This is a genomic window from Amycolatopsis nalaikhensis (assembly GCF_030264295.1).
In the GTDB taxonomy this organism is placed as follows: domain Bacteria; phylum Actinomycetota; class Actinomycetes; order Mycobacteriales; family Pseudonocardiaceae; genus Amycolatopsis; species Amycolatopsis nalaikhensis.
The window spans coordinates 8,941,834-8,961,044 of sequence record NZ_CP127173.1 but is presented as its reverse complement, the minus strand read 5'-3'; the positions used below and the strand labels follow the sequence as shown (position 1 = coordinate 8,961,044).

Genomic DNA, 19,211 nt, shown 5'->3' with positions numbered 1-19,211 from the left:
TACAACCCGGCGTATAACGACCTATACGTGACTTCGAGGGAAACTTCAGGTGAACGCGGCCAGCGCGCCGAACCCGGTCGCCAGCACGAGAAGCGTGGACAGGAGACCCAGGAGCAGCGCCCGGCCGCCGCCGCGCAGGAGCGGTCCGAGCCGGACGGCGCAGCCGAGGCCGAAGAGCGCCCCGGCGAGCAAGAGTGTCGACGCCGTTTTGGCGACGTCGAGCGCGAACGCCGGGACGAGCCCGGTGCTGCGGACGGCGACCATCGCGAGGAATCCGAGGACGAACAGCGGCACGAGCGGCGCGTGCCCGCCGCGGCGGGTGCGTTCGGTGGCGCCGACGAGCGCGACCACTGGGGCGAGGAGCACCACGCGGCTCAGCTTGACCACGATCGCGATCGCGACCGCGGCGGCCCCCGCCGGGCCGGCCGCCGCGACGACCTGGGCGACCTCGTGCACCGAGATCCCGGCCCAGCTGCCGGTCCGGGTGGCGTCCAGGCCGAGGGCGCTGGCGAGCAGGGGCAGGACGCCGAGGGCGATGCTGCCGTAACAGGTGACGAGGGCGACGGCGGTCGCGACGTCTTCGTCGTCGCGGTCGACCACGCCTTCCATCGCGGCGATCGCGGAGGCGCCGCAGATCGAGAACCCGGTGGCGACCAGCAGGGCGAGGCCGCGCGGGACGCGGACGATCCGGCCGAGGCCGAGCGTGCCGAGGAACGTGACCGCCACGGTCACCACGACGGCGGCCAGCGTGCCGGGGCCGAGCGCGAGCACCGCCGGGACGGCGAGCTGGAGCCCGAGCAGCACGACACCGGCGCGCAGCAGGCGTTTCGTGACGCGCGCGACGCCGTCGCGGAGTTCGTCGGTGAGGAAGGGGGTGCTCCCCGCGACGATGCCGAGCACGACGGCGACGGTCAGTGCCCCCGCGACGGGCCAGATCGAGCTCAGCGCGTACGCCGCGGCGACACCGAGTGCGGTGATCGCCAGGCCGGAAGTTTTCGCCGACGTCAATGCCATGGCTCCAGCGTCGCCTCGCCGGTGCGTTTGCGGTAGCCACCCGTCGCCGGGGAGGTCATAGACTGGGGCTATGACCGGACCGGATCTGGACTCGCTGCGCCTGCTGGTGCTCGTCGAGGACCTCGGCAGCATCGGCCAGGCGGCGGGCGTGCTCGGCATCGCCCAGCCGTCGGCGAGCAAACGCCTGTCCACTTTGGAGCGCCAGTTGGGACTGTCCCTGGTGGACCGCACCCGGCGCGGCTCGGCGCTGACGCCGGACGGCCGGGTGATCGCGGGCTGGGCCCACCGCGTCCTGACCGAAGTGGACGGACTGCGCACCGGCGCGGAGGCCCTGCGGACCCAGCGCGGCGCGAAGCTGAGGGTGGCCGCGAGCATGACGCTGGCCGAGCACTTCGTCCCGGCGTGGATCGGCGAGGTGAAGCGGACCGGGCCGGACACCTACGTCGGGCTCGAGGTGGTGAACTCCGAGCACGTGGCGGACCTGGTCGCCCGCGGGAAGGTGGACCTGGGCTTCGTCGAGTCCCCGGGACCGTGGCGGGGGCTGGCGACGCGCCGGGTGGCGGTCGACCGGCTGGTCGTGGTGGTCCCGGCCGGGCACGCGTGGACCCGTCGGCGGCGAGGGTTGACCGCGGCGGAGCTGGCGGCGACCCCGTTGGTCGTGCGCGAGCCGGGCTCGGGAACGCGCGAGACGGTGGAGGCGGCGTTGCGCCGGGCGGGCGTGGGACCGGTGAAGCCGTTGCTGGAGCTGGGATCGGCGTCGGCCGTGCGCAACGCGGTGATCGCGGGTGCGGGTCCGGCGGTGATCAGCGAGCTGGACGTGGTGCGCGAGGTGGCGGGGCGGCGGTTGGTACCGGTGCCGGTGGCGGGCGTGGAGCTGGGCCGGGTGCTGCGGGCGGTGTGGCCCGCGGGACGGCGGCTGACGGGCCCGGCGGCGGACCTGCTGACGCTGGCGGTGAAGTCCGGGCAGGGCTGAGGCGCGCGTCTTGAATGAGTCATTCAGGTCTTCGGAGGTCCTGAATGACTCATTCAAGACCTCGGTGCCGCCGCGAGGGCCGCCGACTCGGGCCCGGTCAGGTGCGCCTCCAGGGTCTTGCACGCCGCCGGCAGGAGGCGGTTGCGGTCGCCCGCGCGGGTGGCCAGAACGACGTGACATGGCTCGACGCCCTTGAGCGGGACCGTCGTGACGTCCGGGCGGAGACGGCTGAACCGCACGCCCGCCGGGACGATCGACACGAGCTGACCTGCCGCGATCAGTTCGAACTTTTCTTCGTAGCCGCCGATCAGCGGGCCGTCGGGGGCACTGGAGCCGTCGGGGCGGGGGTCGATGCGCCAGAACGCGTTCCACGCCGGGTCGTCGAGGCGGGGGAGCGGCTCGTCCGCGATGTCCTCGAGCGTGACCGACTCCCGGCTCGCCAGGCGGTGGTCCGTGGACACCACGAGCACGCGCTCTTCGTCGTAGAGCACGGTCACGCGCAGCTGGTCGGTCGCCAGTGGCAGCCGCGTCACGGCGACGTCCACCCGGTGCTCCAGCAGCGCCTCGCGAGCTTCGGTCCAGCCGAGGTGCCGGGTGAGCACCTCGGCGTCCGGGTGGCGGCGGCGCAGCTCGCGCACGGCCGGGGTGACGAACAGGTTCGTGAGGTAGCCGATCGTGATCCGGCTCGGCGTGGCCGCCGCGCGGGTGCTCGCCGCCGCCTGCTCGGCCGATCGCAGCAGCGCCTTCGCCCGCGGCAGGAACACCTCGCCGGCCTCGGTGAGCCGGGTGCCCTGGGGTGTGCGGTCCAGCAGGCGCGCGCCGAGCTGGCCTTCGAGGCGGCGGATCTGCCTGCTCAGCGACGGCTGCGTGGTGTGCAGCGCGGCCGCGGCGCGCCCGAAGTGCCGGTGCTCGGCGACTGCCGTGAAGTACCGGACAACGCGGAGGTCGAGATCGGTCACCGGTCCAGTCTACCTGCGGTGATGCCTGAGGCGTATTACCCGATGAGGAACAGGCTTTGGACGTCGGGGCCGCGTCGGCCGAACGATGGCAGCACAGTCACCACCACTTTGGAGGAGCACGAAATGCGTGTGTTCGTCACCGGCGCGACGGGGTTCGTCGGGAGTGCCGTCGTCCGGGAACTGCTGGACGCGGGCCACGAGGTCGTCGGTCTCGCCCGGTCCGACGAGAAGGCCGCGACGCTCGCGGCGACGGGCGCCGAGGTCCGCCGCGGCACCCTGCAGGACGTCGAGGGCTTGCGTGCGGCGGCAGCGGATGCGGACGCGGTCATCCACACGGCGTACATCCACGACGACTTCGCCGACCTGACGGCCGCGGCGGCGACCGACCGAGCGGCGATCGCCGCCCTCGGCGAGGCGCTCGAGGGGAAGCCGTTCGTGGTGACGGCCGCGACGGGCCCGGTGGCCCCCGGTCGCGTGGCCACGGAGGAGGACGTGGCGGACCCGGACTTCCCGCGGTCGCAGTCCGAGGCGGCGGCGCTGGCGTTCGCCGAGCGCGGGGTGCGCGTGTCGGTGCTGCGGTTGCCGCACTCGGTGCACGGCGAAGGCGACCGGCACGGGTTCGTCCCGGCCCTGATCCGCCTGGCCAGGGAGAAGGGGGTGTCGGCGTACCCGGGCGACGGGGCGGGTCGCTGGGCGGCGGTCCACCGCCTCGACGCGGCTCGTGCGTACCGCTTGGCGGTGGAGGCTGGGCTGAGTGGCGTGCGGCTGCACGCGGTCGGGGACGAAGGTGTGCCGCTGCGAGTGCTGGCTGAGGTCATCGGGCGGCATCTGGGTGTGCCCGTGGGGTCGGCCGCTCCGGATCACTTCGGCTGGCTCGCCCACTTCGCGGCGCTCGATTCACCGGCTTCGAGTGAGCTGACGCGGAAGTGGCTCGGGTGGGTGCCTGAGGGGGCGGGGCTTGTCGCTGATCTCGAGGCTGGGCACTACTTCGTGGAGTAGTTCGGTCCGGGCGTGGTTGCGGCCGATCGCACGGCGATATATCGTGCGAATGTCGGCGATACGACTACGGGAGGAGCGGGCGATGGATATGAGCGCGGGGCGGATCTTCGCCGGGTTTGGGCGGCACGGGGTGTTCGGCCATGGCGGGGCTGGGCATTCGGGCCACGGCCACGGCCCGGACGGGTTCGGCGTGCTGGGCGGCCACGGGCTGGGTGGGCAGGACCATGGGCGGGGCGAGCACAGCCACGAGCGAGGTGGCCATGCCCACGGGTCGGGCGGGCACGGCCACGATCTGGGCGGCCTCGGGCACGGGCCCGATCCGGTTGGGCATGGCCACACGCCAGGCGAGTTCGGCGCGCTGGGCGGCCATGGCCACGGGGCGGGCAGCCACGGGCCAGGCGGGTTCGATGTGCCGGACCACGAGGACTGGGACTTCGGCCCCGAGCTGGCGCGAGGCGGCCCTCCCGGCGGCTTCCCGCCCCACCCGCCGCACCCACCCCAGCCACCGGGCCCGCCCGGTCCGCCCGGAGCACCCGGTTTCCCCGGCTTCCCAGGCGGCCCCGGCTCCTTCGGCGGCCCCGGAGGCTGGTTCGGAGGCGGCGGCCCCTGGCAGCGGGTGCGGGAATTCCGCGGCGGCGGGCGACCAGCAGCACGCCCGGTACGTCCGGCCGTCCTGGCCCTCCTCGCCGAAGAGCCCATGCACGGCTACCAGCTCATGCAGGAGATCCGCCGCCGGACCCACGACCGGTGGCGGCCCAGTCCCGGGTCGATCTACCCGATCCTGCAGCAGCTCGAAGACGAAGGTCTCGTCCACACCGCCGAATCCGGGGGCCGCCGGGTTGCCGAGCTGACCGACGCCGGTCGCGAGCACGTCGCCGGGCGGGAAGACGAGTTCGCCGCCCTCTGGGCCGAGCCCGAGGACGAACCCGGTGCCGATCGGTTCGCCGCCCTCTGGCATGCGCTCGGGGAGCTTTCCGGCGCGGCCGCCCAAGTCGGGTACAGCGGTACCGATGCCCAGGTCGCCGAGGTCAAGAAGGTCCTCGCCGATGCCCGGCGCAAGGTCTACGCCGTGCTGGCCGATGCCGAGCTGGAAGACGAAGACAGCTGACCGCGGGCCGGATCGTCCGAAGTGGACGATCCGGCCGCCCGGTATGCTCGGGTCGCATGGAGGAAACGGACTTCGCCGCGCACCTCACGGCCACCATGACCGGCAGCGCCCTCACCATGCTGATCGGCCTCGGGCACCGCACCGGGCTGTTCGCCGCCGCCGCTGACGGGCCCGCCACCAGCGCCGGACTCGCCGAACGGGCCGGGCTCGAAGAGCGCTACGTCCGCGAGTGGCTCGGTGCCATGGTCACCGGCGGGATCTTCACCCACCACGACGGCGTCTACACCTTCCCGCCGGAGCACGCGAAGTTCCTGCTCGGCGAGACCGCGTCGAACCTGATGCCGTCCCTGCTCACGCTCACCGCGTTCACCGGCATCCTCCCCGACCTCGAACGCTGCTTCGCCGAAGGCGGCGGCGTCCCGCGATCGGCGTACGGGCCCTACCTCGAGACCCTGGGCGCGAAGACCGGCGACAGCTGGAAGCACATCTACCGCGAACACCTCGTCGACGGCTTCTTCGGCAAGGTCCCCGGCTTGAAAGAACGGCTCACGGCGGGAGCGCGCGTGCTCGACCTCGGCTGTGGCACCGGGAACGCGATCGCCGTCGCCGCGCGCGCGTTTCCCGCGTCGCGGTTCACCGGGCTCGACATCAACCCCGGCGTCGTGGAACAGGCGCGGGAAGCCGGGTTGCTGAACGCCGAGTTCCTCGTCGGGGACGCCGCCGAGCTCACCGCCGACCCGCCGTACGACGTGATCACCGCGTTCGACGCGATCCACGACCAGGACCGGCCGGACGTGGTGCTGCGCCGGATCCGCGGCGCGCTCGCCCCGGACGGCCTCTTCTTCATGGTCGACACGAACTTCTCGAGCCACCTCGACAAGAACGTCGGCAACCCGCTGGCGGCGCTCACCTACTCGATCAGCCTGATGTACTGCACGACGACGTCGCTGGCCGAAGGCGGCGCCGCGCTGGGCGCGGTGTGGGGCACCGAAAAGGCGACCGAACTGCTCGCGGACGCGGGGTTCGGGCACGTCGACGTGCTCGAGTCCCCGCGTCCGCAGAACTGCATCTACGCCTGCCGCCCCTGAGTCACTGCTGGTACGGCGCCGCCGCGGCCTTCGCGGCGGTGATGAACGCGCCCTTGTTCTTCGGCCAGAACGTGCTGTCGACGCAGGTGTACTTCGGCAGGAAGCCGCCGCACGTGCCGCTCGAGCTGCCCACCTCGAACGTCACGCTGGCCACGCCGAGCACGCCGTAGGTGAAGTCGTCGGTGGTGCCGGTCGTGTCGTAGCCGACGGTCTCCTCGTTGGTGCCGACGAGGTAGCCGTTCGACGCCGAGTACTTCGCGCCGAGCTTGCGGTACTGCGCGTCGTTCGGCGACGTCGCCTGCGTGAAGCCCCACGGGATGATGATGTCGTTGCCGTAGCTGTGCAGCGTGATCATCGTGCCCTTGGCCGTCGCGGGCGCCGGGTCGTTGTCGCCGGTGCCGCGCTGGTCCGGGAAGATCGCGCGGGCCAGCTTTTCCAGCGCCTGGACTTCGGGCTCGGAGCCCGCGCTGACGCCCTGGTAGGTCTCGGAGCAGGCGGAGTTGGAGTCGCCGCCCCACTTGAACGTCGAGTTGCGGTTCAGGTCGACGCCGATGTTCGTGCCGCTGCAGTTCCCGCGGGAATTGTCGGCGTTCTTGCGCTGTAGTTTCGGCGAGTTGCCGCCGGAAGCGACGATGTCGACGCCGTCGGGGTTGGCGATCGGCACCACCCACACCTCGGTGGTGTCCAAAATGGACTTCGCGGTGGCGTCGGTGGCGTAGCCGTCGGCGAGGTAGTCGATCCAGCGCCAGGCGAGCTCGCCGGTGGACAGCTCGCGCGCGTGGATCTGCGCCATGATGAAGAACTTCGGCTTCGGCGACGTCGTCGAGAGCGTGCAGTCGCCCGCCTGCTTCTTGGTCAGGCAGATGGCCTGGATGTCGTGCCCGCCCAGGCCTTTCGTCTTCTTCCACGACTGGCCGATGGTGTACTTCGTGGCCAGGTCCGGATGCGCGGAGGCGACCTGCGCGAGGTGGTTCTCGTGCGCGGTGACGGTGCGGTAGCCGCCGTAGAAGGTGTCGGCCGCCAGCGCGTTCCCCTGAGACGCGGGCAGTTCCTTGTAGACGGTGTCGAAGAAGGTCGGCCGGTAGCCGAGTGCTCGCAGCTTCGCGGCGACGGCCTGCCCGCCGACGACGTTGACCGTGCCCGCGTCACCCTCCTCGACGTCGAAACCGGCTTCGCCCAGCGCCTGCGCCTGCGCAGCGGTGGCGGGCACGCGCCAGAACACGGGCTGGTCCGCCGCCTGCGCGGTGGCGGTGCCGCCGAGCACGGTGGTGAGCAGGACCCCGGTCGCCGCGAGGGCGAGCCGGGACAAGGACCTTGACGCCATCGGGGATCTCCTCACGGCCGCACGGATGGGCGCAGCGGCTCGGAACCCGCGGTCACCGAACCGGCACGCACAGTGTGTCGGCGGGGACGAAACCGCCATACCCCCGAAAGTCGCGAAAGCCGCCCGTAGCATGAACTTCCGGGACCACGAAGGGGGACGCGGTGATCGAACCGCTCTACGTCGACCAGGCGCGGCTGGACGAGTACTACTCGCAGGTCGTGACCAAGCCCAAGGTGCGGCGGGTGCCGACCTACACGATCAGCGCGGGGCTCAGCCCGTCGGTCGGGCTGCAGGGAACGGTGACGCAGGTTCCGGTCGGGCTCGCCGAGAAGCTGGAGACGGTCTGCGCTTACCTGGGCGGCCAGGAGGTCCTCGGCCTGGCGCGGCCGAGCATCAGCGACCGGTGGGACAACGCGTCGCCCGATCCCGACCTGCCCGAAGACGTCTGGCAGGAGCTTCGCCGGACATTTCGCCGGGAGACCTGCGAGGTGCGGTCGGTGCTGCTGCCCGCGCCCCCCGACGGCGCCCCGAGCGGGCCGGCGCTGTGGGTGTCGGAGCGCCCGCTCGAGCAGGCGGCCGGGGCCGCTCGCCGCCGGGCCGTCGGCGCCCTCTACCTCGTCCAGGAGTTCCCCCACGAGGACGGACCGGCGCACTTCGTCTCCGGGGTTTCCCTGCTCCACATGCTCCACGAGCTCGACCTGGGCGGGCTCGCGGCGAGCCTGGTGCGGACGGCCCGCGATGCGGCGCCTCCGGGAGTGCGGCCCGGCGGCGTCGGGATGCGCGAGCTGATCGACCGCGGCCGGGTGGGCCCGCCGAAGATGGTCGACGTCCTGTACCGCATCCGCGGGTCCTACCTCGATCGCGAGGACGGCTTCAGCGTCACGACGATCGCCTACCCGATCGCGATGCTCCGGGCCTGAGCACCCCCGAGGGCGGCACTTTCCCTACGAAAGTGCCGCCCTCCGCGCGTGACGCTACTTCTTCAGGCCGTGCTCGATGGCCTCGATGATGCGGGGCCGCAGCTCGGCCGCGCTGATGATCGCGTCCACCGAGCCGACCTCGACCGCGCGCTGGATGCTGTGCACCCGGTCGAACTCCGCGGCCACCTCGCTGACCTTCTCCGCGCGGACCGCCGACTGGACCTCCGCCAGCTGGGCGCTCAGCGCCGCGCGGGACGAAGCGTCGGCCGCCGCGACCTGCGCCTGCAGCTCCGTCACGCGGGGGTCGTTGGCCGTGCGGTTGTTCACCTCGCCCGCGAACACCACCGCCGCCGCCGGGGCGCCACCGAGCACCGATGCGAACGAGCCCTCCAGGGCCAGCACCGTCATGTTCGGGTTGAGCGCCTTGGAGAACACCACGAACGCGCCGCCGTGGTAGCGCGAGATCACGCAGAACACGATCGGGCCCTCGAAGTTGACGATCGCCCGGCCGATCTCCGCGCCGTACTCCAGCTGCAGCTTGCGCAGCGACTCCGGCGATCCGTCGAAGCCCGAGAGGTTCGCCAGCACCACCAACGGACGGTTGCCCGACGCCGCGTTGATCGCGCGCGCCGTCTTTTTCGACGAGCGCGGGAACAGCGTGCCCGCGGTGTAAGTGTCCGGCCCGTCGGTGGGCGGGAAGCCGCGGCGGGGGACCGACCGCGACTCGATGCCGACCAGGCAGACCGGGCGGCCGCCGATGTGCACGTCCTGCACCGCCGACGTCTCCGCGTCCGCCATGCCCGCCCAGCGCTCCAGCACCGGGTGGTCCTGGTCGGACAGCGCGCGCATCACCGTGCGGATGTCGAACGGCTTCTTGCGGTCCGGGTTGTGCTCGGCCGAGAAGATCTCGCCGACGGTCGTGAAGTCGCTGCCCACGATCGCGTGCGGGTACGCCGAGACGTCGCGGTCGACCGGGTCGTTCGTGCCCACCTTGCGCGGCCCGGACTCGCCCGGCACGACGTAGGTGTGGTCGTAGTACGACATCAGCACCGCGCGCGCGGCCGGCAGGTTCGGCGCCCAGTACTGCGCCTGGCCGTTCGGGCCCATCACGCGGTCGTAGCCGCCGATGCCGTAGTTGTCCTCGGCCGACACGCCACCCGAGAAGTCCAGGGCCTGCTTGCCGGTGAGCACCATCGCCGAGTCCGGCGTCATCACCAGGATGCCCTTGGTGTGCATGAGCATCGTGGCTTCGGCGTTCCAGTACGGCTGGGCGCCGACGTTGATGCCGTTGACGACGATGTTGATCTCACCGCCGTCCTGGGTGAACCGGACGATCCGCTTGAGCGCCGCGGCGACCCAGTCCATGTTCTCGGTGCCCGAGGTCATCGAGATCCGCGCGCCCGAGGACAGCGCGAACCACTCCAGCGGGACGCGCATCCGCTCGGCCAGGTCGAGCGCCGCGATCACCCGCGAGCACTCGGGTTCCGACAGCGCGCCCAGCGACTTGGTCGGGTCTCCCAGCAGCACCACGCGCGTGACGCCTTCGGGGTGCCGTTCGGTCGGCGTCGTCACGACACCCGCCACCATCGCGGCGGAGTTCCGGCCCTTCGGCCGGTCCACCGGGACCAGCGCACCCGAATCGTCCAGGTCGTGCTCGACGAACGTGCCCTCCGGCCCGGCGAGCAGGTCGGTCAGCTCGTACGGGTAGACGGTGCCGCGCCGCGCCGCGCGCAGCACCTTCAGGCGGTAGTCGTCCAGCGGCTTCACCGGCTCGGTCGACGGCGGCTCGAGGTGCAGCCGCGCGCCGTGCCCGGCGTCGAAGGCGATCCGGACGGCGAGCTCGGTCAGCTTGCCCGCGTCCGTCCGCCGCCGCGCGAGGAACTGGACCTCCTCCAGCCCGGCGCCCACCGACGTCGGCAGGATGCGCTGGACCAGCGTGTTCAGCTCGTCGGTGGTCAGGTCGGTCGGCGGCCAGACGTACATCATGATCCGGTTCGTGTCGAACCGCTTCTGCGGCGGCCGCTGCGCCTGGATGTTGCGGATCGCGTCGAGGCACGCGGTGACCGCGTCCTCGAGCGCGGGCAGCGCGACCAGCCTGCCGTCGGCTTCGCGCAACGGCGTCAGGTCGCGGACCTGGCCCATCGCGATCAGCCGCTCGTCGGCCGGGTTGCTCTTCGCCGTGGCCTTGAAGAGGTAGATCTCCTCGTCGGCCGACGGGAGCCGGGTGAGGTCGAACTCGCGCAGCCGCTGCAGCTGCAGGCGCTGGGCGATCTGCGGGTGCAGGCCGCGGATCAGCCGGTCCTCGGTGAGGCCCGCGCCGTCGCGCTCGAACGTGAAGTGGTGGTGCATCACCGCGCCGCCGGTGCCGGCCACGGTGACCACGACCCGGCGCACGCTCGCCGGCACCGGGTGCTCGGCCAGCAGCGCACCGAGGCGCTCCGCGGTCGCGTCGACGTCCGGCTGGTCCTCCCAGCGCAGGTACAGGTCGGCGACGACGCCGTCGGTGGCCACCTCGCCGAGCGCGCGCAGGGCGTCCGGCAGGTCGGCGATGTCGACGGCCGTGGTGACCAGCGGCAGGGCGCCCTCGGCGGTGTTCAGCTCGGCGGTCAGCCACCGGCAGCCGCCGACGTCGCGCACCGCGACGCCGGAGAGCCTGCGGTTGCCGTAGTAGCGGCGGGTCAGCACTTCCAGCAGCGGCGCGTGGTCGTGGCCGGGACGGCCGATCCGCTGCCCGATCACCCGGACGAGCGGCTGCGAGCCGGTGATCATGGCCTGGATCCGCTCGGCGCGGTCCGGCGCGTCCGGGTGCTGGTCGAGGTAGCGCAGCTCGGTGCGGACCGCGGCGTAGACGCGGGCGCGGTTGCGGCGCAGCAGCGGCTGGGCGAACCAGCGGAACACGACGCCGCGGGCCAGGTCGGACACCGCGGGGAAGCGCACCTGCGTGGCCTGGACCAGGTGCTCCAGCACGAGGCCGGCGCGCTCGCTCAGCGCCTCCACCGGCGGGGCACCGGCCAGCCACTGCCGCAGCAGCTCCGAGACGACGGCGACGTCGGCCGCCATCCGCTGCTGCGCCAGGAAGATCCGGAAGACCGCGGCCTCCAGCTCCGGGGTGCGCTCCAGGTCGGTTACGCCGTAGTGCGCCAGCACCTGCCGCAGCCGGGCCTGGAAGCCTTCGGAGACCCCGGCGCGTTCGACGTCGAGGCTCTGCAGGTAGCTGTGGAAGAACTCGCGCGGGCTGTGCACCGCGCTGTTCGACGCGGTGTCCTCGCCGCCCGGGGTGTTGCGGCTCAGCTCCGACAGGTCGGCGAAGACCGTGAGCAGCTCCAGCTCGCCTTCGATCGGGCGGTCGCCCAGCTCGGCGCGCGCCTCCAGGTAGGCCGCGACGAGCCGCTTGCGCTCGGCGGGCTCGACGTCGAAGCCGAGCAGGAGGCTGCGCAGGTCCTGCAGCCCGCGCTCGACGCGCTCGGCCGCGGACACGCCGTCGGGCACCGAAGGCAGCTCGATGTCGACGGTTTCGGTCTCCTCGGCCGCCTCCTCCTCGGCGCCGTCGGCCAGCGGCTCCAGCCGCATCAGCGGCGCGCCGGTCTCGACCTGGCTGCCGACCGACACCGGGCACTCGCGGACGCGGGCGCGGAACGGCGCGCGCAGCACCGTCTCCATCTTCATGCTCTCCAGCACGAGGATCGGCGCGTTCGCCTCGACCTCGTCGCCGACCGACAGCGGCGTCGCGACCACCAGCGCGGGCGCGGGGGAGCGGACGACGCCGCCCTCGTCGCGGCTGACGCGGTGGGTCACGCCGTCGACCTCGACCAGGTGGATCGGGCCGTGCGTGGCCGCGACCAGGCGGAACCGCTCGCCGTTGACCCGGATCTGGCCGCTGTGGGCGTCGAACCGGTCGAGCTCGACGTCGGCGTGGTGGACGTCCGAGCCGCCGGCCGAGATGCCGACGCGGAAGCGCTTCCGGCCGGCGCGGGCGACGCTCACCCGGTAGCCGACACCGCGGAGCTTGAGGTCGAGGGGTCGGCCGCTCTCGTGCTGCACCTGCGGGCGCCCGCCGTGCGCGGTGGACAGCAGCCGCTGGACGGAAACCTCTTCCTCGTCCTCGTAGGCCTCGATGGCGGCCGCGGCGAGCGCGATCGCGGAGTGCTTGTGCGTGACCAGGCGGCCTTCGGCGCGGACGCGGTCGATCCAGCCGGTGTCGGCGCTCGCGTCGATGACCTCGGGCTGGTCGAGCAGGTCGAGCACGAAGCTCTTGTTGGTGGCGCCGCCTTCGATGATGACGGTGGTTTCGGCCATCGCGCGGCGCAGGCGGCCGAGCGCCTGCTCGCGGTCACGGCCGTAGGCGATGATCTTGGCGATCATCGAGTCGAAGTCCGCGGGGATGCTGTCGCCTTCGCTGACGCCGGTGTCGACGCGGATGCCCGGCCCGGCGGGCAGCGCCAGCCGCGCGATGCGGCCGGGGGAGGGGGCGAAGTCGCGGTCGGGGTCTTCGGCGTTGAGCCGCGCCTCGACGGCGTGCCCGCTTTCGGCGGGCTGTTCGCCTTCGAGCTTGCCGCCGTTCGCGACGTGCAGCTGCAGCCGCACCAGGTCGGTGCCGGTGGTGATCTCGGTGATCGGGTGCTCGACCTGCAGGCGGGTGTTGACCTCGAGGAAGGCGAACAGCTTTTCGCCGGGGTGGTACAGGAACTCGACGGTGCACGCGCCCCGGTAGCCGACCGCGACCGCGAGCCGCTCGGCCGACGCCTTGAGCTCGGCGGTCTGCTCCGGCTCGAGGACCGGGGAGGCGGACTCTTCGATGATCTTCTGGTTGCGCCGCTGCACCGAGCAGTCGCGCACGCCGAGCGCCCACGCCGTCGCGCCGTCGGAGATCACCTGGACCTCGACGTGGCGGGCGCCGGTGACCAGGCGCTCCAGGAACACGACGCCGGAACCGAAGGCGCGCAAGGCTTCCTGGCTGGTGCGCTCGTAGGCGTCGGCCAGTTCGTCGGCCGAGGAGACCTTGCGGATGCCGCGCCCGCCGCCGCCCGCGGTCGCCTTGAGCATCAGCGGGTAGCCGATCCGGTCGCCCGCGGCCAAGGCGTCTTCGAGGGTCGCGACCTCGCCGCGGCTCCACGGCGCGACCGGCACGCCGACCTCTTCGGCGATCAGCTTCGCGCCGATCTTGTCGCCGAGCTTGCGCATCGCGTCGGCGCTCGGCCCGACGAAGGTGACGCCGACCTTCTCGCAGAGTTCGGCGAAGGCCGGGTCTTCGGCGACGAAGCCCCAGCCGACCCACGCGGCGTCGGCCTTCGTCTCGACGAGCGCCAGCTCCAGCTTGGCGAGGTCGAGGTACGGGCGCGCCGAAGCGGGGCCGAGGTCGTAGGTCACGTCGGCTTCGCGGACGAACGTGGCGGTGCGGTCGGCGTCGGTGTGGAGGGCGACCGTCTCGATCCGCGTCCCGGTTTCCGCCGACAGGTCCCGGACGGCGTGGATGAGCCGCATCGCGGCCTCTCCGCGGTTGACGATGGCGACACGACTGAACACCGGCTGAGCCTCCCAAGTACCCACGCACAGAAGGCGACGCACCCGGTCTGGAGCGTCGCCTGCACCTGTCTACACCCTGCTGGATGACCACCGGGTAGACCAATGTCCGCCATGGCGCATGCCGAGACGGCTGCGTTGTGGGAACCCCACAAAAAGCGACCCGCGCCACACCGCCGCGGCCGGGTTTCCCGCGAGGTCTGCCACAAAGCCCGCCGGGCGGCCCACGACCAGGAAAACAGCGGGTTGCGGGCCGGTGATCAGGAGGCGAGGACGACGTCGGACTCCAGGACCTGGCCCAGCTCGCGGCGTTCGGCCTCCGACAACGGGACGGCGGCGACCCGGCACCGGCCGTCCGCGCCCGGCGCGGTGGTGACGGCCAGCACGGGCCGCCCGTCGATCTCACGCAGCGTGACGCGGCCACCACACGACAGGTCCACGGTCACGCCGGGGCGCTCGCGATGCCTGCCCAGCCAGCGGCTGACGAAATCGAAGGTCATCGCGGTCTCCCCTCGGTACGGGCACATCCCTCGGAACACAGGTGTCCTTCGTTAATGCCCGGGATACCCGCCGTTTACACGTCGGCGGACGGGCCGACACCCCCCGACGTGGTGTCGGCCCGTCCCGTTCCGGTGGGCTCAGCGCAGCGGGGCCTCCACGACGTACCGCTTCGCGAGCCCGGCGCCGCAGTCGACCTCGACCGTCCGCCGGACGACCTGCTCGCCGTTGTCGCCGCGCATCGCGTAGCCGACCGCCGTCGAGTCCGGGATCGTGCGGACCTCGGCGGGCACCCGCCCGCCCGCCGAAAGCCGGCGCAGCAGCCGCTGCAGCGGGGCGTCCAGCGCCTCGTCCACAGTGGACGGTTCGCGGGCTTCGGAGCGGGCCGCGGCCGGGGCCGCCGGTGCGCTCTCGGTCAGCCGGTCGACCTCGCGGGTGGCGTCGACGATCGTGGTGACCGTGCCGGCGCCGTCGATGCCGACCCGCACCTCGCCCAGGCCGGGCGTGACGACCGGGTGCCCGTCGACCAGCTGCGTGAACACCACGTGCGTCTCGCGCACCCGCGGGTCGGTGACGTCCTCGGCCGTGCCGCCCGCGTGGTACTGGTGGCGCACCTTGTCCGCGACCAGGTCGACGCGGTCGGCGAGGCCGAACGTCTCGACCGCGTCCTGGGCGATCCGGACCGCCTCGGCGGCGCTCGGCGCGTCCCGGCCGGCGCCGTCGGCCTCGGCGAAGGTGATCTCGCGGACGCCCCGGTGGTCGACCGACAGCCGCGGCCCGCCCTGGTCGGCCCCGAGCACGACACCGTGCGGACCCATCTCGGCCTCGGCCCCGCTGCCGAGGCGGACGCCGTAGTGCCCGGCCAGCTCGGCCAGCCGCGCGGGTGTCAGCCGCGGCGGCGCGAACCGCGCGGTCCGCGGCGCGCCGGGCAGCTCCAGCCGCGGCGCGTCGATGCTCTTCGCGGCGTCGTACCAGGTCCACCACCACCAGTTCTTCGACGCGGCGGCGGTGTTGAAGATGCCTTCGTTGAACAACCGGTCCTGCGCCTCGGCCTGCGTCGCCCCGCAGGCCACCGCCGAGGGTGCCTGGTGGTGGTCGATGTCCCACGAAGCGTCCAGCCACGCCTTGGTGAACTTGTGGCCGTTGGCGTTCCACTTGTTGAAGAAGAACGCGCCGTAGTTCGGGCTGTCGACGCTGGTGCTCTCGAAGCCGAAGATCATCCGCAGGCCCAGGTTCGCCACGTCCCACGTGCGGATCGGGCTGTTGCCGTCGCCGATGCGCAGCGAGAGGCAGGTGGAGAAGAACAGGTAGCGGGCGACCTCGTTGCCCAGCCGCATGTCGGCCGAGCTCGCCCAGGCCGAGCCGCCCCAGGTGCCGCCCATCGGCATCCAGAACACGCCGTTGCCGTCCATCGTGCCGTGGCCGGAGTGGTATTCGGCGACGCAGGCGTCGAAGCCGTAGGTGCCCTGCCAGTCGTCGTACTGCTCGCCGTAGATCCACGACAGCACGCCGCCGTCCTGGTACCAGTAGTTCGGCGCCGCGAACTGCTTGACGTAATTGTAGAAACCGCCCGCGTCCTCGTGGGTCGCGGACAGGTCGTTGATTCCCGGCGGGAAGTCCTCGATCGAGCAGACGCCGTACCGGTTGGCGCCCCGGTCGGCGGCGACCCCGGTCGAGGCGAACGGATCGCCCGAGGTCAGCGGCTGCGCGGCGGCGGGCGCTCCCGGTGGCGCGGTGATCGCGCCGTTCTTGAGCAGTGCCATGGTTCCTCCCCGTGGATGACGTGATCGAGCGATTCGACGCTACCGGCCGAATGGCGTACGGCTTTCGGATACATCTTTTTGCCACACCTTCAGCGCAATTTTTTCAGGGCTGCACCGATTCCGTTGCTCATTCCCGCGCGGAACGGGGAACCGGTCAGCCGGAACCGGCCACAGTGGACAGCGCGGCGGAAGGCGCGCGGCCGGGCGGGACCGGGGGAGAATGGACGGCATGCACCTCGGGCAACTGGCGTCGGCGGCGCGGGACCTCTTCTCCGCGAGACTGGTCTACGGCGAACCGGTGGAACGCGACGGCGTCGTCGTGATCCCGGCCGCCACGGTGTTCGGCGGCGGGGGCGGAGGTGGGGACGACACCGGCGCGCTGCCGGTGCGGGAAGGCGCCGGGTTCGGGGTGTTCGCCCGGCCCGCCGGGGCGTTCGTCGTCCGGGACGGCGGTGTCGTGTGGGTGCCCGCCGTCGACGTCACGCGGCTCGGGCTGGCCGTGACCGTCGGCGTCGTCGCGCTCGCCAAGATCCTCGCCCGGCGCGCCAAGGCTTGACCGGGCACCCGCGTCGCGCGCCGAAAGTTCACCGGTGGTTCTTGTCGGTGTTCGCGTAGCTCGCCTAGCGTCGGAGCGTCTTTCGATGCGGAGGTATGCATGAGTTCTGGGGACTTCAGCCGTCGCGCGCTGCTGCGCGCGGGCGGGGTGGCGGCGGCCGGCGCGGCGATGGGGATGCTGCCCGGCGTCGCGTTCGCCGACCAGCCGGGCGGCACCGGCAGCCAGACCCGGACCGTCACCGGCACGCTGAAGCCGGACGTCCCGGACTGGTATTACCTGCCCGTCGACGTTCCGCGCGGGGTGCGGCGGATCGACGTCGTCTACTCCTACGACAAGCCGCCGGTGCCCGCCGGCACCCGCGGGAACGCCTGCGACATCGGCATGTTCGGCCCCGAAGGCCACGACCTCGGGAACGCGCGCGGCTTCCGCGGGTGGTCGGGCGGCTTCCGCGACCGGTTCTCGATCAGCGCGTCCGAGGCCACGCCCGGCTACCTCGCCGGGCCGATCAAGCCCGGCCGGTGGCACGTCGTCCTCGGTCCGTACACCGTCGCGCCGCAGGGCCTCAACTACAAGGTGGACATCACGCTGACCTTCGGCCCCGACGGCGCGCCGTTCAAGCCGAACCCGGCGCCGGAGACCGCGCCAAGGCGGGAGCGCGGCCGCGCCTGGTACCGGGGTGACGGCCACCTGCACACCGTCCACTCCGACGGCCGCCGCACGCCGGAGCAGCTGGTCGCCGACGCGCGCGCCGCCGGGCTCGACTTCATCGTCTCGACCGACCACAACACGTCCAGCTCGCAGCTGGTCTGGGGCGACTACGCCACCGACGACCTGCTGATCCTCAACGGCGAAGAGGTGACGACGCGGTCCGGGCACTGGCCGGCCATCGGCCTGCCCGCCGGTACGTGGATCGACTGGCGCTACCGCGCGGCCGACCCGAAGGACTTCCGCCGCTTCACCGACCAGGTGCACCGCGCGGGCGGCCTGGTCACCGCGGCGCACCCGTTCGCCAACTGCTTCGGGTGCACCTACGAGTTCGCGTACGAGATCGCCGACCTCGTCGAGGTGTGGAACGGCCCGTGGACCCAGGACGACGAGGCGAGCGTCATCCACTGGGACGGCCTCCTGCGCGGCGGCCGGTTCATCCCGGCGATCGGCGACTCCGACGCGCACAACCCCGACCAGCGCGTCGCCCTGCCGCACACGGTCGTGCTCGCCGACCGGCTGCGCCGCCAGGAGCTGCTGGCCGGGCTGAAGGCTGGCCGGTCGTGGCTGGCCGAGTCGTCGGCGGTCCAGCTGGACTTCACGGTCACCGGCGGCGGCGCCTCGGCGGGGATCGGCGAACGGCTCGCGGCGGGAACCGGCACGCCGGTGACGGTGAAGGCGGTGGTCGGCGGGGTGCCGGGAACGACGGTGACGTTCCTGGACCAGCTCGGTCCGGAGCACACCGAGACGATCGGCGACGCGGGAGCGGCGACGGTGACGTGGACCACCTACCCGCGGTACTCGCGGTGGGTGCGGGTCGAGGTCCGCCGCCCGTCCGGGGGCCCGAACACCACTCAGCCGAACGCGATGGTGGCGATGTCGAACCCGATCTTCCTCGGCGCCGCGGACTGAACCTCCACCCCGTGCCCCGCGTCCTTTGGCAGACTGGGACGAACGGGTGAAGGCGAGGCAGGGTGCGCGGTTGTGGCCTGAAGGTGGCCATCTTCCTGGGAGCGGTCGTCGTGCTGACCGCGGGGATCGTCGTGGTGGTGGTGCTGACGCGCAGCCCGGTGCGGACGCCGGGCTGCACCGTGGCCCTGCCCGGGCAGCAGGCGTACACGTTCTCGCCGGAGCAGATGAACAACGCCGCGACGATCTCCGCCGTCGGGACCAAGATGGGGCTGCCGCCGCACGCGGCGACGGTCGCGCTGGCCACCGCCTTGCAGGAGTCGAAGCTGCGCAACCTCGAGGGCGGCGACCGCGACTCGGTCGGGCTGTTCCAGCAGCGGCCCAGCCAGGGCTGGGGCACGATCGCCCAGCTGCGCGACCCGGTCTACGCGGCGACGGCGTTCTACGAGAAGCTCGAGCAGCTGCCCGGCTGGCAGACGATGCCGATCACCGAAGCGGCCCAGGCGATCCAGCGTTCGGGCGTCCCGGACGCGTACGCGCAGTGGGAGCCCCAGTCGCGCGCCATGGCGGCGGCGTTCAACGGCCAGTTCCCGGCGGCGCTGACCTGCCGCAACCTGACCCTGGCCGCCCCGGGCGACCTGGCGACGGCCGCGACGGAGGAACTGGGCACGGCGAAGCTGAGCGGCGCCCACCCGGCCGGCCAGGGCTGGACGTACGCGAGCTGGCTGGTCGGGCGGGCGGAGGCGCTGGGCGTGGACAAGGTGAGCTTCGCCGGCCAGACGTGGACGGCGGAGTCCGGGGCCTGGGCCCAGGACTCCGCCGCCGGTCCGGATCTCACCCTCCACCAGGCCCCGGCGGCCCAGCGGAGCGAGTAG

At 72.5% G+C, this 19,211-nt stretch carries 14 protein-coding genes; 8 read left to right on the top strand and 6 right to left on the bottom strand.

Annotated features, from left to right (window positions below):
* Positions 1–45: 45 nt before the first annotated feature.
* Positions 46–1,014, bottom strand: coding sequence for a YeiH family protein (locus QP939_RS43520; protein ID WP_285452678.1), 969 nt, complete (start codon positions 1,012–1,014; stop codon positions 46–48).
* 70 nt (positions 1,015–1,084) lie between these two features.
* Here QP939_RS43520 and QP939_RS43515 point away from each other — a divergent pair, with 70 nt between their 5' ends.
* Positions 1,085–1,987, top strand: coding sequence for a LysR family transcriptional regulator (locus QP939_RS43515; RefSeq protein ID WP_285452677.1), 903 nt, complete (start codon positions 1,085–1,087; stop codon positions 1,985–1,987).
* A gap of 53 nt (positions 1,988–2,040) precedes the next feature.
* Here QP939_RS43515 and QP939_RS43510 read toward each other — a convergent pair whose 3' ends face one another.
* Positions 2,041–2,946 carry a LysR family transcriptional regulator gene (locus tag QP939_RS43510; protein WP_285452675.1) on the bottom strand — a complete coding sequence of 302 codons (906 nt, stop codon included), beginning with the start codon at positions 2,944–2,946 and terminating at the stop codon, positions 2,041–2,043.
* A 123-nt stretch (positions 2,947–3,069) separates the two neighbouring features.
* Between QP939_RS43510 and QP939_RS43505 the strand changes: the two genes are divergently transcribed.
* The 3 genes from QP939_RS43505 (at position 3,070) to QP939_RS43495 (ending at position 6,141) form a co-directional block, all read left to right on the top strand.
* On the top strand, positions 3,070–3,945 hold the full coding sequence (locus QP939_RS43505) for an SDR family oxidoreductase (protein WP_285452673.1): 876 nt from the start codon (positions 3,070–3,072) through the stop codon (positions 3,943–3,945).
* An 82-nt stretch (positions 3,946–4,027) separates the two neighbouring features.
* A complete protein-coding gene (locus tag QP939_RS43500) occupies positions 4,028–5,053 on the top strand; it encodes a PadR family transcriptional regulator (protein ID WP_285452671.1) in 1,026 nt (341 codons plus the stop codon).
* A gap of 56 nt (positions 5,054–5,109) precedes the next feature.
* Positions 5,110–6,141 carry a class I SAM-dependent methyltransferase gene (locus QP939_RS43495; RefSeq protein WP_285452669.1) on the top strand — a complete coding sequence of 344 codons (1,032 nt, stop codon included), beginning with the start codon at positions 5,110–5,112 and terminating at the stop codon, positions 6,139–6,141.
* A 1-nt stretch (position 6,142) separates the two neighbouring features.
* Here the strand turns inward: QP939_RS43495 and QP939_RS43490 are convergent, their stop codons facing one another.
* Positions 6,143–7,465 carry a M14 family zinc carboxypeptidase gene (locus tag QP939_RS43490; RefSeq protein ID WP_285452667.1) on the bottom strand — a complete coding sequence of 441 codons (1,323 nt, stop codon included), beginning with the start codon at positions 7,463–7,465 and terminating at the stop codon, positions 6,143–6,145.
* A 161-nt stretch (positions 7,466–7,626) separates the two neighbouring features.
* Between QP939_RS43490 and QP939_RS43485 the strand changes: the two genes are divergently transcribed.
* Positions 7,627–8,385 (top strand): hypothetical protein, encoded by a 759-nt coding sequence (locus tag QP939_RS43485; RefSeq protein WP_285452665.1) that lies wholly within the window; start codon positions 7,627–7,629, stop codon positions 8,383–8,385.
* Positions 8,386–8,439: 54 nt separating this feature from the next.
* On the opposite strand, the gene QP939_RS43480 is transcribed toward QP939_RS43485, so the two are convergent.
* The 3 genes from QP939_RS43480 to QP939_RS43470 all read right to left on the bottom strand — a co-directional run bounded on the left by QP939_RS43480 (position 8,440) and on the right by QP939_RS43470 (position 16,166).
* Positions 8,440–13,908, bottom strand: a complete 5,469-nt coding sequence (locus tag QP939_RS43480; RefSeq protein ID WP_285452664.1) for an ATP-binding protein — start codon at positions 13,906–13,908, stop codon at positions 8,440–8,442.
* Between the two features lie 257 nt (positions 13,909–14,165).
* Positions 14,166–14,405, bottom strand: a complete 240-nt coding sequence (locus tag QP939_RS43475) for a hypothetical protein (RefSeq protein WP_285452662.1) — start codon at positions 14,403–14,405, stop codon at positions 14,166–14,168.
* Between the two features lie 138 nt (positions 14,406–14,543).
* Positions 14,544–16,166: a DUF6345 domain-containing protein gene (locus QP939_RS43470; protein WP_285452660.1), complete on the bottom strand. Its 1,623-nt coding sequence runs from the start codon at positions 16,164–16,166 to the stop codon at positions 14,544–14,546.
* A 229-nt stretch (positions 16,167–16,395) separates the two neighbouring features.
* Here QP939_RS43470 and QP939_RS43465 point away from each other — a divergent pair, with 229 nt between their 5' ends.
* The 3 genes from QP939_RS43465 to QP939_RS43455 all read left to right on the top strand — a co-directional run bounded on the left by QP939_RS43465 (position 16,396) and on the right by QP939_RS43455 (position 19,211).
* Positions 16,396–16,722 carry a hypothetical protein gene (locus QP939_RS43465; RefSeq protein WP_285452658.1) on the top strand — a complete coding sequence of 109 codons (327 nt, stop codon included), beginning with the start codon at positions 16,396–16,398 and terminating at the stop codon, positions 16,720–16,722.
* 99 nt (positions 16,723–16,821) lie between these two features.
* Entirely contained in the window at positions 16,822–18,339 is a 1,518-nt protein-coding gene (locus QP939_RS43460; RefSeq protein ID WP_285452657.1) for a CehA/McbA family metallohydrolase, read from the top strand.
* 77 nt (positions 18,340–18,416) lie between these two features.
* Positions 18,417–19,211: a hypothetical protein gene (locus QP939_RS43455; protein WP_434219689.1), complete on the top strand. Its 795-nt coding sequence runs from the start codon at positions 18,417–18,419 to the stop codon at positions 19,209–19,211.